This is a genomic window from Candidatus Pedobacter colombiensis (assembly GCA_029202485.1).
Taxonomy (GTDB): Bacteria; Bacteroidota; Bacteroidia; order Sphingobacteriales; family Sphingobacteriaceae; genus Pedobacter; species Pedobacter colombiensis.
In genome coordinates this window covers 3,901,859-3,923,283 of sequence record CP119313.1, presented here as the reverse complement: position 1 = coordinate 3,923,283, position 21,425 = coordinate 3,901,859, and the positions used below count along the sequence as shown (strand labels likewise).

The 21,425-nt window shown below is 39.4% G+C and carries 21 protein-coding genes; 12 read left to right on the top strand and 9 right to left on the bottom strand.

Annotation, left to right across the window (positions count from 1 at the left end; translation table 11 throughout):
* Nucleotides 1-5: 5 nt before the first annotated feature.
* Nucleotides 6-1,001 carry a fumarylacetoacetate hydrolase family protein gene (locus P0Y49_16460; protein WEK18383.1) on the top strand — a complete coding sequence of 332 codons (996 nt, stop codon included), beginning with the start codon at nt 6-8 and terminating at the stop codon, nt 999-1,001.
* A 3-nt stretch (nt 1,002-1,004) separates the two neighbouring features.
* A complete protein-coding gene (locus tag P0Y49_16455) occupies nt 1,005-1,892 on the top strand; it encodes a flavin reductase family protein (protein ID WEK18382.1) in 888 nt (295 codons plus the stop codon).
* On the opposite strand, the gene P0Y49_16450 is transcribed toward P0Y49_16455, so the two are convergent.
* The 7 genes from P0Y49_16450 to P0Y49_16420 form a co-directional block, all read right to left on the bottom strand.
* Nucleotides 1,887-2,423 (bottom strand): C40 family peptidase, encoded by a 537-nt coding sequence (locus tag P0Y49_16450; GenBank protein WEK18381.1) that lies wholly within the window; start codon nt 2,421-2,423, stop codon nt 1,887-1,889. The two genes, P0Y49_16455 and P0Y49_16450, sit on opposite strands and share 6 nt — an antisense overlap.
* A gap of 62 nt (nt 2,424-2,485) precedes the next feature.
* Nucleotides 2,486-3,187 carry an SDR family NAD(P)-dependent oxidoreductase gene (locus P0Y49_16445; GenBank protein ID WEK18380.1) on the bottom strand — a complete coding sequence of 234 codons (702 nt, stop codon included), beginning with the start codon at nt 3,185-3,187 and terminating at the stop codon, nt 2,486-2,488.
* A 7-nt stretch (nt 3,188-3,194) separates the two neighbouring features.
* Nucleotides 3,195-4,976, bottom strand: a complete 1,782-nt coding sequence (locus P0Y49_16440; GenBank protein ID WEK18379.1) for an aromatic amino acid hydroxylase — start codon at nt 4,974-4,976, stop codon at nt 3,195-3,197.
* A gap of 90 nt (nt 4,977-5,066) precedes the next feature.
* On the bottom strand, nt 5,067-5,558 hold the full coding sequence (locus P0Y49_16435; protein ID WEK18378.1) for a GtrA family protein: 492 nt from the start codon (nt 5,556-5,558) through the stop codon (nt 5,067-5,069).
* A 4-nt stretch (nt 5,559-5,562) separates the two neighbouring features.
* Nucleotides 5,563-7,455 carry a sulfatase-like hydrolase/transferase gene (locus tag P0Y49_16430; protein WEK21805.1) on the bottom strand — a complete coding sequence of 631 codons (1,893 nt, stop codon included), beginning with the start codon at nt 7,453-7,455 and terminating at the stop codon, nt 5,563-5,565.
* An 83-nt stretch (nt 7,456-7,538) separates the two neighbouring features.
* Nucleotides 7,539-8,150, bottom strand: coding sequence for a sigma-70 family RNA polymerase sigma factor (locus P0Y49_16425; GenBank protein WEK18377.1), 612 nt, complete (start codon nt 8,148-8,150; stop codon nt 7,539-7,541).
* Between the two features lie 294 nt (nt 8,151-8,444).
* A complete protein-coding gene (locus tag P0Y49_16420) occupies nt 8,445-8,774 on the bottom strand; it encodes a KilA-N domain-containing protein (GenBank protein ID WEK18376.1) in 330 nt (109 codons plus the stop codon).
* A 391-nt stretch (nt 8,775-9,165) separates the two neighbouring features.
* Here P0Y49_16420 and P0Y49_16415 point away from each other — a divergent pair, with 391 nt between their 5' ends.
* From P0Y49_16415 to P0Y49_16385, 7 genes are all read left to right on the top strand, one after another.
* Nucleotides 9,166-9,552: a hypothetical protein gene (locus tag P0Y49_16415; protein ID WEK18375.1), complete on the top strand. Its 387-nt coding sequence runs from the start codon at nt 9,166-9,168 to the stop codon at nt 9,550-9,552.
* Nucleotides 9,553-9,562: 10 nt separating this feature from the next.
* A complete protein-coding gene (locus tag P0Y49_16410) occupies nt 9,563-10,225 on the top strand; it encodes an FAD-binding oxidoreductase (protein ID WEK18374.1) in 663 nt (220 codons plus the stop codon).
* 221 nt (nt 10,226-10,446) lie between these two features.
* The gene (locus tag P0Y49_16405; GenBank protein ID WEK18373.1) at nt 10,447-11,580 is read left to right on the top strand and encodes a porin; all 1,134 of its coding nucleotides are present in this window, start codon (nt 10,447-10,449) and stop codon (nt 11,578-11,580) included.
* A gap of 8 nt (nt 11,581-11,588) precedes the next feature.
* Nucleotides 11,589-13,022, top strand: coding sequence for an anion permease (locus tag P0Y49_16400; GenBank protein WEK18372.1), 1,434 nt, complete (start codon nt 11,589-11,591; stop codon nt 13,020-13,022).
* 9 nt (nt 13,023-13,031) lie between these two features.
* Nucleotides 13,032-13,709: a succinate dehydrogenase cytochrome b subunit gene (locus tag P0Y49_16395; protein WEK18371.1), complete on the top strand. Its 678-nt coding sequence runs from the start codon at nt 13,032-13,034 to the stop codon at nt 13,707-13,709.
* Nucleotides 13,706-15,622, top strand: a complete 1,917-nt coding sequence (locus P0Y49_16390) for a fumarate reductase/succinate dehydrogenase flavoprotein subunit (protein ID WEK18370.1) — start codon at nt 13,706-13,708, stop codon at nt 15,620-15,622. The genes P0Y49_16395 and P0Y49_16390 overlap by 4 nt, the downstream gene beginning before the upstream one ends.
* A gap of 12 nt (nt 15,623-15,634) precedes the next feature.
* A complete protein-coding gene (locus tag P0Y49_16385; GenBank protein ID WEK18369.1) occupies nt 15,635-16,384 on the top strand; it encodes a succinate dehydrogenase/fumarate reductase iron-sulfur subunit in 750 nt (249 codons plus the stop codon).
* Nucleotides 16,385-16,397: 13 nt separating this feature from the next.
* Here P0Y49_16385 and P0Y49_16380 read toward each other — a convergent pair whose 3' ends face one another.
* Complete coding sequence (locus P0Y49_16380; GenBank protein WEK18368.1) at nt 16,398-17,885, bottom strand: glycine--tRNA ligase; 1,488 nt, start codon at nt 17,883-17,885, stop codon at nt 16,398-16,400.
* Between the two features lie 118 nt (nt 17,886-18,003).
* Between P0Y49_16380 and P0Y49_16375 the strand changes: the two genes are divergently transcribed.
* Together P0Y49_16375 and P0Y49_16370 are read left to right on the top strand one after the other, a co-directional pair.
* Nucleotides 18,004-18,708, top strand: a complete 705-nt coding sequence (locus P0Y49_16375) for an ATP-binding cassette domain-containing protein (protein WEK18367.1) — start codon at nt 18,004-18,006, stop codon at nt 18,706-18,708.
* 169 nt (nt 18,709-18,877) lie between these two features.
* Nucleotides 18,878-19,387 carry a hypothetical protein gene (locus tag P0Y49_16370; protein WEK18366.1) on the top strand — a complete coding sequence of 170 codons (510 nt, stop codon included), beginning with the start codon at nt 18,878-18,880 and terminating at the stop codon, nt 19,385-19,387.
* A 434-nt stretch (nt 19,388-19,821) separates the two neighbouring features.
* On the opposite strand, the gene P0Y49_16365 is transcribed toward P0Y49_16370, so the two are convergent.
* Nucleotides 19,822-20,082 (bottom strand): hypothetical protein, encoded by a 261-nt coding sequence (locus P0Y49_16365; protein WEK18365.1) that lies wholly within the window; start codon nt 20,080-20,082, stop codon nt 19,822-19,824.
* Between the two features lie 562 nt (nt 20,083-20,644).
* Between P0Y49_16365 and P0Y49_16360 the strand changes: the two genes are divergently transcribed.
* Nucleotides 20,645-21,274 carry a DUF6266 family protein gene (locus P0Y49_16360; GenBank protein WEK18364.1) on the top strand — a complete coding sequence of 210 codons (630 nt, stop codon included), beginning with the start codon at nt 20,645-20,647 and terminating at the stop codon, nt 21,272-21,274.
* Nucleotides 21,275-21,425: the final 151 nt, after the last annotated feature.

Sequence of the window (21,425 nt, the reverse complement as noted above, 5' to 3'; positions counted from 1 at the left end):
GATATATGAAGCTGGTATCCTATAAAACAGAAGATAGAGAACACCTTGGTGTTTTTGTAGACGGACATATTTATAATCTAAACTCATGCGATAAGCAAATACCTGATGAAATGAATGCCTTTTTACAAGGTGGTGAGGTATTGATGGAGCGCGCAAAGAAAGTAGATGCACAAATTAAATCCAGAGAAATAGAAGCAAAAGAGGAAGCTTTTTTTGAACTACTGGCACCGGTTCCTCATCCTGCTTCTTGCCGCGATGGTTATGCCTTCCGCCAACATGTAGCTGCTGCACGTAGAAACCGTAAAGTAGATATGATTGCTGAGTTTGATCAATATCCTATTTTCTATTTTACCAATCACAATGCCATCCAGGGACCCGGTGAAATTGAGTGTATGCCCGACCATTTCCAAAAGCTTGATTTTGAATTGGAAGTAGCCGTAGTAATCGGTAAAAAAGGACGTAACATTACAGCTGCAGAGGCAGATAGCTACATTGCCGGGTATATGGTGATGAATGATATGAGCGCCAGGACACTTCAGATGGAAGAAATGCTTTTAAATCTCGGGCCTGCGAAAGGAAAAGATTTTTCTACCGTAATTGGACCATGGTTGGTTACTCCAGATGAATTGGAAGCTTATAAAACTACTGCCAAAGCAGGACATAAAGGAAATGCTTACGATTTAAAAATGACTTGTACGGTTAATGGTGTTCAGGTGTCGGCAGGTAATATGGCCGATATGGACTGGACATTTGCCGAAATTATTGAGCGTTGCGCTTATGGCGTAGATATTTTGCCTGGAGATGTAATCGGTTCGGGTACAGTAGGTACAGGCTGTTTCCTTGAATTAAATGGTACCGGCTTATTAAATGATGCCAATTTTAAACCGCAATGGTTACAGGATGGTGATGTGGTAGAAATGGAGATCACAGGCCTGGGGCATTTAAGCAATACCATTCGTAAAGCAGATACTGACTTTTCTATTCTTGCCTTAAAAAAATAGAGAATGTTGACCATAAATACGTCAGAATTAACTCCGGCGCAATTGCAGAATTATATGCAGTATGCCATTGCGCCAAGACCAATTTGTTTTGCTACAACCATAGATCAGGCCGGGAACATTAATCTAAGCCCATTCAGTTTTTTTAATATGTTTAGCACCAATCCGCCACTGTGTGTTTTTTCGCCGGCAAGGAGGGTGCGCGACAATACCACCAAACATACTTTAGAGAATGTACTGGAGGTTAAAGAATGTGTGATCAATATTGTTAATTATGCAATGGTACAGCAAACAAGTTTGGCAAGTACCGAATATGGAAAGGGTGTAAATGAGTTTGAAAAGGCAGGTTTCACCATGTTGCCTTCACAATTGGTTAAGCCGCCAAGGGTAGCCGAAGCGCCTGTACAGATGGAATGTGTGGTAAGGGAAGTGATCCATCTGGGTGAGAACCCCGGTGCAGGAAATTTGATCCTTGCTGAAGTTAAGCTCATTCACATCAATGAAGATATTTTAGATGAGGATGGAAAAATAGACCAGGCAAAGATAGACCTGGTAGCCCGTTTAGGTGGCGATTGGTATTGTCGGGTCACCGCAGAGAATTTATTCAAGGTAGCTAAGCCATTAACCACCTTAGGAATAGGCGTAGATGCTTTACCTAAAGGAGTGCGAAACTCGAAAGTGCTTACGGGAAATGACCTTGGAATGCTTGGTAATATCGAACAGCTACCCACTGATGAGGAAATTGATGCGATAAAAAACAATGCTGAAGTAAAGGATATATTAGATGCAACTATTGGAGATGCAACTAATCGGGAACGCGAGCTGCATGAGCTGGCTAAACAATGGTTAAGTAAAGGGAATGTAAATGATGCTTTAAGGCTGGTATTGTTATAAGATGCTAACCACCTTTAGAAAACGTTTTTTGTAAAAGCCTTCATCTAAACTGGAAATGGTAACACCTTTAGCGTTTCCGGAAGAGGAATGGATGAATTTAACCTCGTCGCCCTTTATAGAATAAATAATTCCAACATGCCCCGGAGTTCGGGATCTGCTGTTTGTTCCGGTAAACAAGATCACATCTCCGATTTTGGCATCCTCTAACTTTTTGGACTCCCCGCTTGTAGCAAATTCTCTGGACGAGCGGGGTACCTTAAATCCGAAATTACTAAACACATAGTTTACAAAACCTGAGCAATCAAACCCCCTGTTGGGATTGCTGGAGGCAGACCGGTAACGGATGCCAAGCATCGATTTTGCAAAATCAAGCAAACGGTTTGGTGACTCTGTTTTTTTGATCTCAGTTTCAGGATTCTGTACAGCTAATTTGTTGACCAGTTGTTGATATTGCACAGGGACCGTGGTTTGCGATTTAGCTGCAAACACAGTAATAAATAGAAAATAGAAAACAATAGGAAGTCTCTTCATATCAATGGGGATAAAGATATTAAAATTATACTTTAGCCCCAGATTTGTTGATAACTTGTTGGTTATGGCGTTGTTACTGCCACAGGAAGGATTTTTCCGTTGAAAAACTTATGACCGGTACGTGCAAAATCAGCGACATACTTACCCATTTCGAAGGCCAGAACAGGAGATTGATAACCCGGAAATGCTTGTTCCAGCATTTCTGTTTGTGCCGAACCAAGAGCCAGACAATTGATCTTAATTCCTGTTTCCTGCAATTCGAAAGCCAGGCATTCTGTTAAGGTATGTAAGGCCGCTTTACTGGCCGAATAGGCCGATAGTCCGGGGAATTTTATACTGCCCTGAAAGCCACCCATACTGCCAATGTTTACAATATGGCTGCCACTGCCCATTAATGGAAGTAAATTCTGGATCATGTTAAAATGTCCAAGAACATTGCTTTCAAACATATTCGCCATATCCGCAGCACTGGTTTCGGAAAATGGCTTGTTGATCAATGCCCCTGCATTGTTGATCAGGATATCTATATTACCCAATTTTTCTTTAAGAAAGGGAACTAATGCTGCATAATCATCATTTACAATATCAAATTCTACCGGAAGTAAAGTGCAGTCGGGGGTAATGCCTTTAGCAATTTCAAGCAACTTTCGTAGTTTGTCTGCCGATCTGGCAATACAAACTACTTTATTATCTTTATTAAGGGTAAATTCCAGAGCGGTTTCAAAGCCAATTCCACTGCTGGCGCCAGTCAATACAATATTCATTTAGTACTTATTCTTTGTTGATCAATTGGGTAACCGGATTTTCGATAACATGTAAGCCATCGTTAATTAATTTGGTATGATCCGCTTCATTTGCTGATTTAAGTTCCAGGTAATTGCGGACTTCTTTTTCCAGTTCAGGGTAAAGTTGTTTATGGTACAAGATTTCCAGAATTTCCATAGCCGAAAGCCAGTCATGACGGTGTTCCGTTTTCAGTTCTTCAAATAAAGCAGGTAATTGTTCCTGATTTTTCCCGTTTTCCCTGATCAGGCGTACCGCTCTGTAGATGGCATGCAGCTTCCGGGTTTTCTCATCGTAAACTACTTTATGCGTTTGTTTATCACTGATGTGTGTGATTTCTTCGTAAGCTTCTTTATCTGCCGCTCCATTAAATACAGAAATGATAGACTCACCTACAGCCATATCATAGATTCCCCATTCCGGCTGGAAAAGCACATTTCCATTACCTTCTTTAACTGTGCAATCCTCAAAGGTGATTAATATGATCTTTTCTCCATGATGTAGGATTTTTTTAACCAATCCAGTGATATGGATGCCACTTTCAAAAGTTAAATCTGCACGTTTACCGCTAACAATTCCAAGTTCTTTTAATTGCCCAAGGCTCAAATCTTCAAGGGCAGTAGTCTGATCTTTCAATCTTCCTACTGGTGAGGAGAAGCCATCTTTATGGTAAAACTTACCATGTCCGTCTAGCTGTTTGTTGTTGATGGCAATGGCCGATGGGCCTGTCGTTTTTATAAAAGTAAGGGCGTCGTTACCATCAATGCCCATATCTGTAAATACTCCGGTTACCTGTAGGCCAGAGCTATATACTGCTGTTGCCGGATTTTTACATTCAATGGCTTTGATGATACTTTCTGTTCCCCCTTTTCTAAAGGCCATTGTATCTGCAAATTGTTCTAAAACATTAATCAGGTTTTGGAAGTTCTCCGTTACAAATAACTGCGGCTGCGGTTTAGTAATGTCGTAACTGTAATTGAGGGTATCTATATTGTACCACAGTTTTTTTACATTTTCACTCATGCAACTGGCGCTTTCGCCAATTGAAGAGAGTAATCCGGCACCATAAATTTTAGGGTCTTCCAGTGTGCCTATTAAACCGTATTCTACCGTCCACCAATGCAATCTGCTCAACAAAGCCATTTCGGATGGCTCGCCCATGTTTTCAGAAATATGTTGCAGCTGTTTTTCAGCCCTTGCAATGTCTTCAGGAGGGGCATCAACGGCCTCTTTTAAAATAGAAAGGTTGCGGATGCACTCATACAATTCAAAATCTTTTGAAGAGAACATAGCTTTAGCACCTATAGAACCAAAATAGCTGAGGTAGTGGTTATAGTCTATATCTGCAATGATTGGTGCATGACCGGCCGACTCATGAATAATATCGGGTGCTGGTGTGTATTCAATATGATTGATCTGACGAATATCCGCAGCAATCACCAGCACACGGTAAGCCTGGTATTCCATAAATGCAGCAGGAGGGATGAAACCATCCACAGTAACTGCACCCCAACCTATTTTGCCGAGGTTGTCGTTCATGGTTTGCAGATCAGGAATATGCTCGATGCTTAAACCTGCACGTTGCAGACCTTTGATATAAGGATAAAATGCGACGTGTTTTAAATAACTATAATTCTGGCGCATTACATAACGCCAAACCGCCTGATCTACCGGCGTATATTTTTCGTAGTGCTGCTCAACAATAAACTGCCTTAAATGCCTTGGTAGTTTAGCTACCTGCGAATTATTGAAGTCATTAAAATCACTCATCTTAAACCTTTGTTTTAATTTGATAAAGATAGGGCTATCGGGAACGTTAAACAAATAAAAAGCATTGCAATGACCCTGATATGAAATTTGCTAGGGATGTTTTTTTACGCTGAAGGTGAAATGTTTTTGCAGAAAATAACTACACAGTGATAAGGTAAAGGTAATGAAGGCTTGTGATAAGGATGGATAGAAATGCAATCCTTCGACCATATATTTTAGCATAGCAAGATTAAGTCCAAAATTGACAGCCAACACAGCAGCATATCTAAACATCTGTATTCTTCCTTTTAAGTTGGACTTGGTGAAGACCAGGTATTTATTTAAGGTAAAACCAATTAAAAAACTGATGAAAGTACTAATGATTAGGGCCGCAGAGTGCGCAGTAACCAGTTTCGGTAGAAATGGAAAATCAACATGAATATTCTCCTGATGCAAAACCCAGTTGTACGCAATATAATAGCTCACAATTCCGGAGGCAGCAGTAGTACCTCCTGATACCAGATACCTGAATGTATGTAAAGGCAGCCAGGTAGAAAAAGGAGGGTAAAAGAAGTCAATAATTTTTAACAGAAATTTACGCATGTAACTATTTTGCTGTTAGTTTATTTTCAATCATCCTGTTGTTGTATTGCTGTATAAAAGCTTTCAGGTATTTCTCCATCTTTTGGGCAACTAAAGGTTCTTTTTCCAGTATGTTGTTTTTAGTGAGCCTGTCGGTTTTTAAATTATATAATGAAAGGTTCACCTTTCCATCATTGATCAGGAGATAATCTCCCTGATAAAAGCTAAAAGTGCCATCATTGTTGTTTACCGCAAAGTTATCCGGGTTCTTATCGAAAGCATCAAAACCCAGGGCAAAATAAGGTTTATTATAATTCAGATAATTTAAAACAGTAGGCATAATGTCGATTTGCTGCACTATTTTGTCTGCTTTTCCTTTTAAATTTCCACCAGGATAATATAGGAGGATGGGAATAGAGAAATAGCCAGGCGTGGTTTGATACTCCGGAAAATAAGATACAGTGGCATGGTCTGCACACAATACAAATAAAGTGTTTTTATACCATGGCATGGTCGACGCCGTTTTAAAGAAATTGCGTAGGGCCATATCTGTATAACCTAATACTTCTTGTACTGGAAGCGGTCCTTTAGGGAATTTACCCACATATTTTTCCGGTACCTTGAAAGGGTGGTGGGAGGATACAGAGAAAAAAGCCGAGAAGAAAGGCTGTTTAAACGTATTCATTGTATGCGCCATATATTGCATGAATGGATCGTCCCAAATTCCCCAGGTACCATCAAAGTCCCCACGATTTTTGTACTCATTTAGTCCGAAATAATGCTTAATTCCGGCTAAGTGCGTGTAAGATGAAAAGCCCATCGAGCCATTAGGTGCACCATGGAAAAAAGCAGTCTCATATCCTTCATCGCCCAAAAGCTTGGCAATACTCGTTGTTTTATTTCCCGAGTAGACCGAAAGGACAAAAGGCTCGCGTATAGACGGTATTCCTGAAATTACTGATGGCAAGGCATCAATAGATTTTCGCCCATTAGCATAAGTATGGGTAAAGGTAAAACTCTGGGTAACCAGCGAATCAATAAAAGGGGTGTATCCTTTATATTTTCCGTCCATTAAATCTTTATTTAAACCACCAATATGCTCTTTTCCCAAACTTTCGATGATGAGAAAAACAACATTTAGCTTTTTAAAAGCAGCTGTATCAGCGGGCTGATGAATTGGATTGTAAATGGAGTTTAAAGTCTTTTCGTCGTAATAATCTACGGGCTTCAGTTTTGATGATTTAAGGGTTCTGAATATGCAAAACGGTGTGTTCAGGACCAGGCTCATTTGATCCGGTGTTTCTACAAATTCGCCGGCATTACTTAAGGTAATTGGCCTGGTTTCAGATCCCCAGCCACCGCGTACACCCACAATACAGAACACCGCAACGACTGCCATAATAACGGTTTGTAAAAGGTAAGCTGGCCATTTAAAACGACTTTCTTTTTTAACGCTAACCATATCGTAAAGCCTGATGAAGAACCAGATAAAGGCAGCATACAGTATGATCAGATACCAGTAATCACTTAAAAAATCTACCAATAGTTTAAACTTATTTTGCTCATTGCTAAACTGGGTAAAAACGGTAGCTGTAGTTCTTTTTAGGGTATATTTATAATAAGCAAAGTCGGCAAAGTTGGCCATAATGCCAATGCTGTTGCTAATGATGAAAAGCCATTTGCAAAACCGTTGATAACCATTGTTATATTTATAAGGAATGGGAAGCAGATGTAAAAAAATAAATATGGCATTGATATAGATCAGTGCCGCTACATCAAACTTTAGTCCGCCCCATAATATATACAGGTATTTGGACAGCGTGATGTGCTGGAACAGTGTATGGTTAAAGGCGTAAAATGCGATGCGACACAGGGTATAGAGCTCCATGATGATCAGGAAGCGATAGGCCAGAGCCATGTACAGGTTTACTGCAATAGGATTCTTTCTTTTCAAACGATTGTAAGTTGAGGCCGCCAATTTAAGAATTTTGCAGCTATAAATTACTTTATCGCTTGCATTACATAGTTAACTACAGCATCACAGCGGACAAGGTTGAATTCGTACAGCTGATGATAATTGTTTAGCTCGGAGCGGAGCATCTCTTTGGCCCTCGTTAAGCGGATTTTTACATTGGATTCGCCAAGCTCAAGTGCTTCCATGGTTTCATTGGTGCTCATTCCCTGTACTTCACGCATGACAAATACCAGCCTGTACTTCTCAGGAAGCGTAGCAACTGCTTTTTCCAGGATTGTTTTTAATTCCTTGTTCACGAGGTTTTTTAGTGGGGTTTCATTGTTCAGGTCATTATACTTGTTTTCCATTAGTCTTTTTTCCTGTTTCAATTTCCTTTTTTTATGCAATAAGCTTTCATTGATCAATATCCTGGTGATCCATGTGCCAAAACTCGATTGGTGCTTAAAATTTACCAATTGGCGGTATGCATTCACATAGGTAATCTGCATGATGTCTTCAGCTTCCTTATCATCATTAATGATAGACATACTGATCCTATATAATTGCGGGTTAAATTTTCGCATCAATAGTTCATATAAGTTCTTTTCTCCATCTAACACCCTTTGCACTATGGTTTCATCGGTTAAAGTTTCGATCATGGCTACTTCAGATTCGTAAATAATGGTAAACAAATTATACTAAGATAGCCCTATTAAAACTTAGGCTTATCTATATCCTTTTTATCCGTTAAATAAGTTATGTCACTCTGTTTTTTAATAGACTTCATTAAATCCAACTTGTTTAAGTTTTTTAATTGCTCTTGAGCCATTTTTCGTAAAATATTTAGCCTATTTTGTTTATCAACTCCTTGCTGAATTAGCATTGAATGGATGCTTTCTAAGCTTGACAATACGGCTAACTCATTTATACTTGCGTAGTCTCTAGGATTTGCATTAGTTAATGCTAAAGATGGATTGGCTTCTTTCCATGCCTTTGCAGTATAACTTTGTTCTTTCAATCCATTGTGTAGGAGAGATAATAAATCTTTCTGACATAGTATCTAATCTAACATGGTGTAAACCCACCATGTTAAAATCTGGATTATTTATAGCTTCCCATGTTCCTAAAAATTCTATAGTTTGTCGAGTTCTTATCCAGTTTTTAATTTGATCATTGCCTCCAAAATTTTTAGCCATTTCAGTTAAGCTGAAATAATCTTCCTCATTAATTTTAGTTATTGTAATCTTATGGCCTTGAAATTCTAACACTTTATTTTTACTCATGCTATTAAGTCTTTATATTTTAGTCTACACTCCATACGGTCTAAGATAACGCCTATTTTAGAATGGATGTCTAAACTCATCCAGATATTTTTGCAAATGTTTTTACTTACCTGAATATAAATACCGTGTAAAGCTCTTTTAGGGTGCATATTGATCTTTTCCATGATTACAGATCACATGCTAATCCTATCGGAAAATACATAATAGTCATGATGATTAAAATGAGGACATTTAATTTCTCCATCTTTCCAACGCCAAGCAGCTAAGTATTGATTGGCATCTTTCTCATTTTCGAACTTCTCATGAATGTTTGATCTTAAATTCAGACACAGCAATAATATTTTGTAACCCTTTTTTAATAGCCTGTCTCTAATCTATAAAAACCAAAATCATGGAAGCTGAAATAAAAGAAATCAAAAACATTCAAACACTCTTAAAATTCACCTACGGTTTAATACCAATAGTTGCCGGTGCTGATAAGTTTACGAATCTTTTAACCGATTGGACGAAGTATCTTAACCCAGGCTTAAATTCCATGCTGCCTTTTAGTGATCATGTATTTATGATGATTGTTGGCGTAATTGAAATTGCAGCTGGTATATGGGTATTCCTAAATCCTCAAAAGGGAGCTTACCTGGTTAGTGCCTGGTTGGTGTTGATTGCTTTAACTTTATTAGCAAGTGGTAGCTATCTGGATGTAGCAGTCCGCGATCTGGCTATGGCTATTGGTGCTTATACGCTGGCGAAAATTTCCGGATTGATCATCACTAAATCTTAGCAATTGTAAAATGCATGTCGTTAAAATATTAAGTGTTGAAGATGTAACACACAATGTCAGACGTTTTGTAATAGAAAAGCCCCTCGGGTTTACTTTTATACCGGGACAAGCTACTGATGTATCGATTAACAAAGCTGAACTAAGGGATGAGCTGAGACCATTTACCTTCACTTCGCTCAATGAATGGGGTTACCTGGAATTTACAATCAAAATTTATAAAGGTCATCATGGAATAACGGAACAACTTGCCAAATTAAAGACCGGGGATGAATTGATCATTCATGAGGTTTTTGGAACAATCCATTATAAAGGATCGGGTGTATTTATTGCTGGTGGGGCAGGTATAACGCCTTTTATTGCCATCCTCCGCCAGCTTAGACACGATGGTTTATTGGAAGGAAATACCTTACTGTTTGCCAATTATAACGAAAGTGATATTATACTCAAAACAGAGTTGAAATATATACTTGGTGATAAGGATATCAATGTTTTGAAAGACCCGCTAGATAAAGCGCTAACTGGAAAAACGATAGATCGTGAATTGCTTAAGGCTTATATAGGGAAGAAGGGAACTTATTATTATGTATGTGGTCCCGATGCTTTTACTGCCGCAATGGTTGGCTTTTTGGAAGAGCTTGGTGTAGAGAAAAGGTATGTTGTGATCGAAGAATGAAAAAATACCGTTCTCTTCAAAGACTGGAACCTTTTGCCTGAAGAAGGCAAAATTTCCGAGGTCTTTTCTGAGAAGGAATTTTTTCTCTAAACTGGGTGGCTCAACTGAGCGACTAAACTGGGTGGCTAAGTAGGGGTAAGGTGTAATTGCAAGATTTTGTAAACAAAACGGATGAAACTTTGTTTTATCAGTAGTACAAACGACCGCAAATTAACTATTCTATGAAACAGCTCTTATCCTGCATGAAGAAAATCTATCTGCAGGTTTTTTTGTTGTGCTTTCCCTTTTTTTTAAATGCTCAAGGTGTTGATATAGCTGTAACAGCTAAAAGCAAGATCAATTTTTCCGGAATGCTGCAAACCCAGTTCAATTATTCTCTTGATGAGGATGTAGATATTACGGGTAAGCACCACTCGGGCCCAGAGCGGTTTTCTCATAACTCTTTTTCCGTAAAACGGGCACGGATACAGGTTAATGCGGCCATTACCGACCGTATCAATGCGGTGATGCTGGTTAATTTTGGAGATTTTACCGGTAATCCGCAAAATAAGGTGCTGGAAAATGCTTATATCAAATACAGTGTTAATGATTATGTGAATTTTCAGTTTGGGCAGTTCAGGCCGCAGTTTGGTCAGGAAGACAATTACCCGGTCGACTTTGTACGTTCTATAGATTACTCTAATCAATATTACCTTTTTGGGGCCAACAGCTGGCAAAGTTTCCAGATCGGAGCGAGTTACTTTGGCGAAATAAAGGACAGCAGCGTTCCAATAAAATATTATATCGGTGTTTTTAATGGCAATAATCGTAATCAGTTAACGGATAATGATGATGGCAAGATCTTTCCTGCCAGGTTGGTTTTTGGATTGGGAAAAAGTACCCTTTTTGGCGTAAGTGCAGGAGCAGGTAGCAACATGGGACAAAAGCTATGGGCTTATGGAGCTGATATTGATTATAATAAGCAGCTGAATGAAAAGTGGAATATAGAGTTTGTTTCGGAGTATAAACAGGGGATCAATAGTGTAGCTTATTTTGCACAGGCAGATCCGGTTATTCCAATAAGCAGCTTTGTCATGCGCGGGATTTATATACAACCAAATATTGGTTATAGCTTTAAAAATGTGAGGCTTAAAAATCTGGAATTTGCTTTCCGATACGAATATCTGGACTCCGATTTTAAGCTGGAAGGAAATTCAAGACAAAGCTATATACCGATGGTGAGCGCATCATTTGCAGAAGCTTATGCGGTTAGGGTGCAATTGGGTTTTCTGATGGACAGATATGAACGCAATATTCCAAATACAACGCAATACGACACCAATCGAATCATTTGCCAGGTTCAGGCCCGGTTTTAACTCATAAGATGATGCAGGAAATTAATTACAAGATGATTTTAGTGACCCTGGCCTTTGGCTTGTTAATTTGGTTTTTGCCCATTCCGGGAGGGGTAAAACCCGAAGCTTGGCATTTACTGGCTATTTTTTTAGCAACCATTTTAGGAATTATCCTCAAAGCTGCCTCGATGGGTACCATGTCGATGATTGCAATTGCGCTCGTTGCTTTAACAGGAGTTTTGGCGCCTGGCAATCCGGGGAAGTCAATTTCCCTGGCTTTAAGCAGCTTTGGCGATAAGGTAATCTGGTTGATTGGGATTTCTTTTTTCATTGCCCGGGGCTTTATAAAAACAGGTTTGGGCAGCAGAATAGCTTATCTTTTTATCAGGGTTTTTGGGAGAAGTTCATTGGGCTTGGGCTACGGACTTGGTTTAGCCGACCTGGTATTGGCACCGGCTATTCCCAGCAATACGGCTCGGGGTGGTGGGATCATTTATCCGATTATGAAATCAATGGCTCTCAATTTTGATTCAGTACCCGAAAAGCCGGAAACGCATCGTAAACTGGGTGCTTACCTAAGTTTAAACTGCTATAATGTTAACCTGATTACCTCTTCCATGTTTTTAACAGGTACTGCCAGTAACCCTATGTGTCAGAAATTTGCTGCAGATCTTGGGATAAACATTACATGGATGTCGTGGATGTGGGCAGCTCTGATACCCGGAATTATTTCCTTGATCGCTATACCCTATATTTTATATAAGATCTATCCACCAGAACTTAAAAGGACTCATGGTGCTACTAAAATGGCTGCAGAGAAATTAAAGGAAATGGGAGCCGTAACACTTAATGAATGGCTAATGCTGATCGCCTTTTTTGTGTTGTTGTTTCTATGGATAACAGGCGACATCTTTAAAATTGATGCAACTACTACGGCATTTATAGGTTTGGTGTTTTTGTTATTGTCGAGGGTACTTACCTGGGAGGATGTTAAAAGTGAAAAAGGGGCATGGGACACAATAGTTTGGTTTTCGGCATTGGTAATGATGGGCAGCGCACTGAACCAGTTGGGATTAATACCATGGTTTAGTGAGCAGGTAAGAGGCAAAATAGGAAGCTTAGACTGGACGATGGCTTTTCCAATCATCATTCTGGTTTATTTTTATAGTCATTATATGTTTGCCAGCGCTACTGCGCATGTAGCCTCTATGTATGCCGCTTTGCTAGGGGTAGGAATCTCAGTAGGGATCCCGCCAATGTTACTTGCGCTTTCACTAGGTTTTTGTGGTGGCATTTACGGAACGCTTACCCATTATGGTCATGGCCCCGCACCGGTATTTTTTGGAAGCACCTATGTAGAAGTGAAAGAGTGGTGGTCGCGGGGATTTATTTTAAGCATCATATTTCTGGTGATATGGATGGGCATAGGCGGTATATGGTGGAAAGCAATTGGAATTTATTAATCAAGTACTATGGATCATAACAACACAACATCAACCTTGATGCGAAAAATACTGATGGCGCTGACAGGATTGTTTCTCTGTTTTTTTCTGGTCATCCACCTGTTGGGGAACCTTCAACTGTTCTTACCCGCAGAACAAGCCCGGGAAAGGTTTAATAGCTATTCGGAGCTCTTATCAGGAAATGTTTTTATCAAAATCATTTCTTATGTGCTGTATGCATCCATCATTATTCACTGTCTGGATGCACTTGTGATCACGCTTAAAAATAAGAAAACAGCAGGTAAATATGTGTACGACCAGAGAGCGACATCCAGTAAATGGTATTCGCGAAGTATGGGGATATTAGGCACCATCATTCTTGTTTTTCTGGTATTTCATTTTAAGGACTTCTGGTATCGATATAAGTTTGGCACTTTGCCGGTGGATAAGGCCGGATATAAAGATCTTTATACCATTGTTGTTGGTGTTTATGGGGATTTGTGGTATGTGCTGTTTTATGTGCTTTGCATGTTTGCATTAGGTTTTCACTTGTTACATGGTTTTTTCAGTGCCGCTAGAAGTTTAGGTGTTTATCACCCAAAATATGTGGTATGGATAAGGACTTTTGGGATCTGGTACAGCTATGTCATTACTATAGGTTTTGCGGTAATACCTGTTTATATCTACTTAACTCAACATGTTCTATGAAACTGAATGCTAAAATACCACCGGGACCATTAAAGGATAAATGGACCTATTATAAAGATCATGCAAAATTGGTTAATCCAGCCAATAGGAAAAAACTGGATGTTATTGTTGTGGGTACGGGGCTGGCAGGAAGTTCAATTGCTGCATCTTTAGCAGAAATGGGATACCATGTTACCTCATTCTGTTTTCAGGATTCGGCACGACGCGCACATTCTGTAGCAGCTCAGGGAGGTGTAAATGCTGCGAAGAACTATAAGAATGATGGCGATAGTACTTATCGGATGTTTTACGATACCATTAAAGGCGGTGATTTCCGTTCGCGGGAAGCGAATGTATATCGGTTGGCCGAATGTTCTGCTCAATTGATAGATCAGGCAGTTGCGCAAGGGGTGCCTTTTGGAAGGGAATACGGGGGGTATTTAAATAACCGATCATTTGGTGGGGTACAGGTAAGCCGGACTTTTTATGCACGCGGACAAACCGGACAACAATTGCTATTGGGTGCTTATCAGGCTTTAATGCGACAGGTAGCAGCTAAGACGGTATCACTTTTTACACGTCATGAAATGCTGGATGTGGTGCTGGTTGATGGAAAAGCCCGGGGAATAATTGTACGAAATCTGGATACCGGCGAAATAGAACGGCACACTGCACATGCGGTGATCCTGGCTTCGGGAGGCTTCGGAAAGATTTATTATTTGTCTACACTGGCTATGGGCTGTAATGCCTCAGCGATTTGGCGTGCCCATAAAAAAGGTGCGTTTATGGCTTGCCCAAGCTGGACGCAGGTGCATCCAACATCTTTGCCGCAGTCCGGAAGTTATCAAAGCAAGCTTACACTAATGTCGGAATCTTTAAGAAATGATGGACGGATATGGGTACCGTTAAAGGCTAATGAAAGTAGGAAGCCGAATGATATTCCGGAAGAGGAGCGCGATTATTATCTGGAAAGACGCTATCCGGCTTTCGGAAACCTTGCCCCCCGCGATATTTCTTCACGTGCAGCGAAAGAACGGATAGATGCAGGATTTGGCGTTGGGCCACAGCAAAATGCAGTGTACCTCGACTTCTCGAAAGCCATTCAGGAACAAGGAAAGCAAAAGATTAAAGAAAAGTATGGGAACCTGTTTGATATGTACCATAAGATTACGGCAACTGATGCCTATACAGAACCCATGATGATCTCGCCGGCTGCACATTTTTCAATGGGTGGTTTATGGGTAGATTATGAATTAATGACGACTATCCCGGGCTTGTTTGCATTGGGTGAAGCAAATTTTGCAGATCATGGCGCAAATCGACTCGGAGCTAATTCTTTGCTGCAAGCCTGTGTAGATGGTTATTTTGTGGCTCCTTATACGGTGTCGAACTATCTTTCAGGAGAAATTAAAGAACCCCGGCTGAGTGTTGAAAGACAGGAATTTGTAGATGCTGAAGTGGTTGTTCGTGCGCATCTTTCTAAATTGGTTTCTATTAAGGGGAGTAAAACGGCTGATCATTACCATAAAACACTAGGTAAATTGTTATATGATTATTGTGGCTTGTCGAGAAGTAAAGAGGGGCTGTTAAAGGCCATAAAGGGAATCAGGGAATTGCGCTCAGATTTTTATCAAAATCTTAAAGTGAGTGGAGATGAGGACGAGATGAATGGAGAGCTGGAAAAAGCAGGTCGGGTGAGCGATTATCTGGAAGTTGCAGAGTTGATGTGTCAGGACGCACTGACCCGAGAAGAGTCTTGCGGGGCACATTTCAGGGAAGAATATCAAACGCCGGAAGGAGAAGCGTTAAGAAACGATGAAAAGTTTTGTTTTGTATCGGTCTGGCAATATCAAGGTGAGGGCAAGGACGAAATCCTAATTCCGGAGCCCTTGAAGTTTGAAAACGTAGAGCTGGCAGTAAGAAGTTATAAATAAGAGGAGTGACTTATGAAGATTTATCTGAAAATTTGGAGGCAAAATGATGCTGGTAGTCCCGGTAAAATGGTGGATTATACCCTGGATAATGTAATTCTTAACATGTCTTTTTTAGAGATGATGGATACCTTAAATGAACAATTGGTGCTTGCAGGTGACAGGCCGGTAGAATTTGATCACGATTGCAGAGAAGGGATTTGTGGGCAGTGCGGAATGATGATCAATGGCAGGGCGCATGGACCTGTTGCTCATTTAACGACCTGCCAGTTGCACATGCGTGAGTTTAAAGATGGAGATACGATTTATATAGAACCGTTTAGGGGGAAGGGCTTTCCGATAAAACGAGATTTGAGGGTAGATCGGTCGGCATTCGACAGAATCATTATGGCTGGTGGTTTTGTGTCCGTAAATACCGGTCAGGCTCCTGAAGCCAATGGGATTCCCATTAGTCATGAAGATGCCGAATCGGCTTTTGATTCTGCTGCTTGTATTGGCTGCGGGGCTTGTGTAGCTACCTGCAAAAATTCGAGTGCGGCATTGTTTACTTCCGCTAAAATAGCGCATTTGGCTAAATTACCGCAAGGAGAAATAGAATCGAGGAAGCGGGCACTAGCTATGGTTCAGCAAATGGATGATGAGCAGTTTGGGCATTGTACCAATACAGAAGCCTGCGAAGTAGAATGCCCTCAAAGCATTTCGGTGCTAAATATTGCCAGAATGAACTGGGAATACACGCTTAGTAAAGTGTTGAGAAACACATAAGATACTCCATTTTTTAATCTTTACGAAGCAATGTCTTCCAGCTTGTCTTACTTGCAATCAATTCATCCAGATGCTTAATCTCAATGCGTTGTTGCTCCATAGTATCACGGTGACGGATAGTTACGGTATCATCCTCTAATGTCTGGTGATCTATTGTTACACAGAAAGGAGTACCAATGGCATCCTGGCGACGATAACGTTTACCAATCGCATCTTTCTCTTCATAAATACAGTTGAAGTCAAGCTTCAGATTATTCATAATCTCTCTTGCTTTTTCAGGCAGACCATCTTTCTTGGTTAAAGGGAAGATCGCTACTTTGTAAGGTGCTAAACAAGGGTGTAAACGCAACAATGTTCTGCTGTCTTGTTTTTCGCCATCACTAAGATCTTGCTCTTCATATGCATTGATCATGGTTAAAAGGAACATACGGTCTAAACCAATTGAAGTCTCAATTACATAAGGAATATAGTTTCCATAAGGCTTACCTTCCTCATTTAAATCATTATCAAAGTACTGCATTTTCTTGCCGGAGAATTCCTGATGCTGCTTTAAATCGAAATCTGTACGACTATGGATACCTTCTACTTCTTTAAATCCAAATGGGAATTCGAACTCAATGTCTGTAGCCGCATTGGCATAATGCGCTAACTTAACATGGTCGTGGTAACGGTATTTTTCGGCTGGAGTGCCCAATGCGGTATGCCATCTTAGACGAGCTTCTTTCCAGTAGGCAAACCATTTCTGGTCTTCACCCGGACGAACGAAGAATTGCATTTCCATTTGTTCAAATTCACGCATACGCATGATGAACTGTCTGGCAATTACCTCATTTCTAAATGCTTTGCCGATTTGTGCAATTCCAAAAGGGATTTTCATACGTCCTGATTTTTGTACATTCAGGAAGTTTACGAAGATACCCTGAGCTGTTTCCGGACGTAGGTAAACCTCTTCAGAACCCTCTGCCATTGCACCAAACTGCGTACTGAACATCAAATTGAACTGACGAACTTCTGTCCAGTTTTTTGTACCACTTACAGGACAGGCGATCTCATGTTGCTCAATTAATGCTTTTAATTCTTGCAGGTTTTCGCTTTTTAAAGCTTCATCCATATCAGCTTGTAACTTAGCTGCTTTATCTGTTTTTCCGTCTTTTTCATAACGGGCAATTTTATCTTCTAAAAGCTGATCGGCACGGTAACGTTTTTTTGAATCCTTATTGTCAATCATAGGATCATTAAAGCCATCAACGTGTCCACTTGCTTTCCATACTTTAGGATGCATAAATATAGCAGAGTCAATCCCTACGATATTTTCATGCATTTGCACCATGGCTTTCCACCAATAAGTTTTGATGTTATTTTTTAATTCGGCACCCAGTTGTCCGTAATCATATACGGCACTCAGGCCATCATAAATTTCGCTGCTTTGAAATACAAAACCATATTCCTTCGCGTGTGATATTACATTTTTAAATTGCTCGTCGTTAGTATTCTTTGCCATAATGATGCAAACTTAGATAAAATTGTAAACAATTATTCATACCTCAATTCATTTGTTCTTTTTTCCTACTTTTGAAGTTGATCAGACTGTTGGAAACAAAAAAATAAAATAATACAAATTGAGCATTAAGGTAACGACGCTATCCAAGCATTTCGATAAACAAAAAGCAGTAGATGGGATTAGTTTTGAAGCTAAGCCGGGTAGGATATTAGGATTTTTAGGGCCAAATGGTGCAGGAAAATCAACCACAATGCGTATGCTTACCGGTTATTTAAAGCCTACATCGGGATCCGCAAGTTTGTGTGGCTATGACAGTCAGACTCAAAATCTCGAGATGAGGAAAATCATGGGTTACCTTCCTGAAAATACACCATTATATATGGATATGTATGTGAAGGAGTTTCTGTTGTTTGTAGCGAATACTTATAAATTGCAGAATGCTGCGCTAAGGGTAGAAGAAACCATTAAGAAGGTTGGACTAACTGCAGAGCAACATAAAAAGATTGCTATGCTATCAAAAGGATACAAGCAACGGGTAGGATTGGCACAGGCGATAATTCATAATCCCGAAGTGTTGATCCTGGATGAGCCAACGTCAGGACTTGATCCAAATCAGCTGTCCGAAATCCGGGATCTTATAAAAGGTCTGGGAAAGGATAAGACAGTTATTCTTTCTACGCATATTATGCAGGAGGTTGAAGCCATTTGTGATGATGTAATTATCATCAGTATGGGAAATATTGTAGCAAATGCTCCGATAGCTGATCTTAAAAAGCAATATGGTGTTTCTTTAGAGGAGATATTCAAGAAGCTGACCAAATAATAATTTTAAGTTTTTCTTTCTAACCAATAAATTGCTGTTAGGAAAGTGCCTGCCGGTTTGGTAGGCGCTTTTTTTGTTTTTAGCAAGTCGATTTTGTTGATTTCGCCGTAACTATGGCAAAGTTTTTGTTTCTAAGGTGTAATCAAATTAAATTTAAACAAGTAAAAAAATGAAAAAATTATTACTACTAACAGCAGTTGCAGGTTTATTCGCATTTACTAGTGTTAATGCACAAACTAAAACACCAACATTAGGTATAGGTGCTGAGTTTGGATTCCCGGTGGGAACTTTTGGTGATGCTTTTAATTTAGGTTATGGAGGTGCATTGATGTATCAACATCCTGTTGCTCCAAGTTTAAACTTAACAGGTAGCGCAGGTTACACAGTTTTTAAATTAAAAAGTGATTTTGGTGGCGGTACTACTGGAGCTATTCCAGTTAAAGCTGGTGCAAGGTATTTCTTTGGTGAAAACTTTTTTGTCGGTGCTGAGTTAGGTGCTGCATTCTCTACTGAGACTGGTGGATCTACTGCTTTTGTTTATTCTCCAGGTATTGGTGTGAACTTCCCTGTGTCTGACAAAAGTTCTATTGAACTGGGTGGTCGTTATGAAGGATGGTCAGCTAATTCAACCACTAGTGGTTTTATCGGTTTAAGATTAGCTTATAACTTCGGCTTATAATCGAAAAACAAATTTCTTTTAATAGAATTTGGGCTGTTTGAGATGATCAAACAGCCCTTTTTTATTGCCTTGGGCTTGTCAGTACAATAATTGAGAATTTGTTTTTTTGTTGGGTTATTTTTTTTTCTACTATTTACTAGTTTATGAAGCTATTAATAGATGAAAATATAAGTCTATTTTGAAATTACATAACTTCTATTTTGAAATTACATAAGATTTATTTTGAAATTACATAGATTTTGCCCCCTTTTGACTAGTTACGCCTGAAGGTAAGTTGTTCACAAGGTTAAGGTTTCTTCACGCCTGGTTCACACATCCTTCACACCAAACCCACAAGCAGATACTTTTTTGTGAAGGATGTGTGTCGAATGTGTGGATCATGTGAGGACTATTCCTTATGCGTAACTAGTTTTCGAATTCGACTGATGTAGGGTTTATTTCTCTCCATAGAGGATGCTGGTGGCCATAATCATGGGGTGAAGATGCTCGTAGAAAGCGATTAAATTAGCTCGTTCTACGTTATTTAAAAATTCTTTTTTTGTGTAAAAACTTTGTTTGATCATTTGACGAAGGTAATCAAGGCTATCGTCAAGAGGATAATCAGCAAAAAAAGATTTTAAGACTTCGTTAGCAACTGCTTGTTGCTCTGCTTTGGTGCCGGATGGTCTTTTGTGAAGATACTGTTCGTGATTCATATGCTCATTTTTAATTTTAAAAAAAATGAGTCTCTGGGGATTTAGGAGCTGTTTGTGCTAACCTTCGTTTAAATGAAACGAAGGTGCACCATAGCAGGCTCAATGTAAAACCGCAATACTTCGGGCATCTGACAGCCTTCCCCCTACGGATTACAATAGAGCCCGTAACGCTATAGTGCACCTTTTCAAAAGTACAACAATATTTGTTACGGGCATTAATCTATTGTCTCGGGGTTCAGTTGTCAGATTTTAGAAGTATGAGACTCTAATTAATACCTCATTCAAGAAGTAAGGATATGTTGTGCTGTTTCTTTATTTCATTGGCTCGGGTTTTTAGTTGTCCTTATTTATGGTATGTTTTTGTTTGTTTAAAGATAAATATAATAATTTTAATAAACATAATTTTCTAATAAATTAACCAATGGTATATTTATAGTGATGTGAAATAGTGCTTATCGAAATATCTCTTTAGTATCATTTTTATAATTGGAGAGGTAGTAAAACGCGTTTTCGTGCTTATATTGCTTTTAATTAAATAATTAACAATCTAAATTAACTTAAAATGGCTCGAATTAAAAAAGGAATACTCGGTGGATTTTCAGGGAAAGTGGGCACTGTGATAGGCGCAAGTTGGAAAGGTGTGGATTATATGCGGGCTGTACCTAAGCCAAGTAATAAGCCCGCTACAACCAAGCAATTGGCTCAACAAAACAAAATGGCATTATTGAGAGGTTTTTTACTTGGCTTAAGCGATATTATTGAACTCTGTTTTCAAAATATTTCGAAGCATACTGCGATGAATGATGCTTTATCGTATAACTTGCTGAATACTATTGAAGAAATTTATCCAGAGCAAAGTGTGAATTTTAAGCAGTTGATATTCAGTAAAGGAGAATTATTAGGATCCTGGTCACCAAAAATTGTTTCAACAAAAAGTAATTCAGTTGATTTCAGTTGGAAAAATGGAAATTTTACGCCTTTGTGTGCTGCTGATGATCAGGTGACTTTGGTTGTTTATGATCAGGTAGAGAAAGAGTTTTGTATATTGGAAAAGGCGGCGCTAAGGGAAGATAAGGCTGCAAGGTTACTTCTTCCTGAAAATTTCAGAGGGCATACCTTGCATTGTTACATCAGTTTTTATTCTGAAAATAGAAAACTGGCCTCTACTAATGAGTACCTGGGTGAAGTATAAGCGGTTTTAAATTTGAGATCACGGTCATATTTTATAATATTTCGTGATCTTAAACAATAACTACGTGAAGAAAATAATATTAGCGAAAAGCAGGTTACGGTATGGATGAAGGCTGCATCTGGATGTCAATGGTAGGTTTATAGTGGTAGAT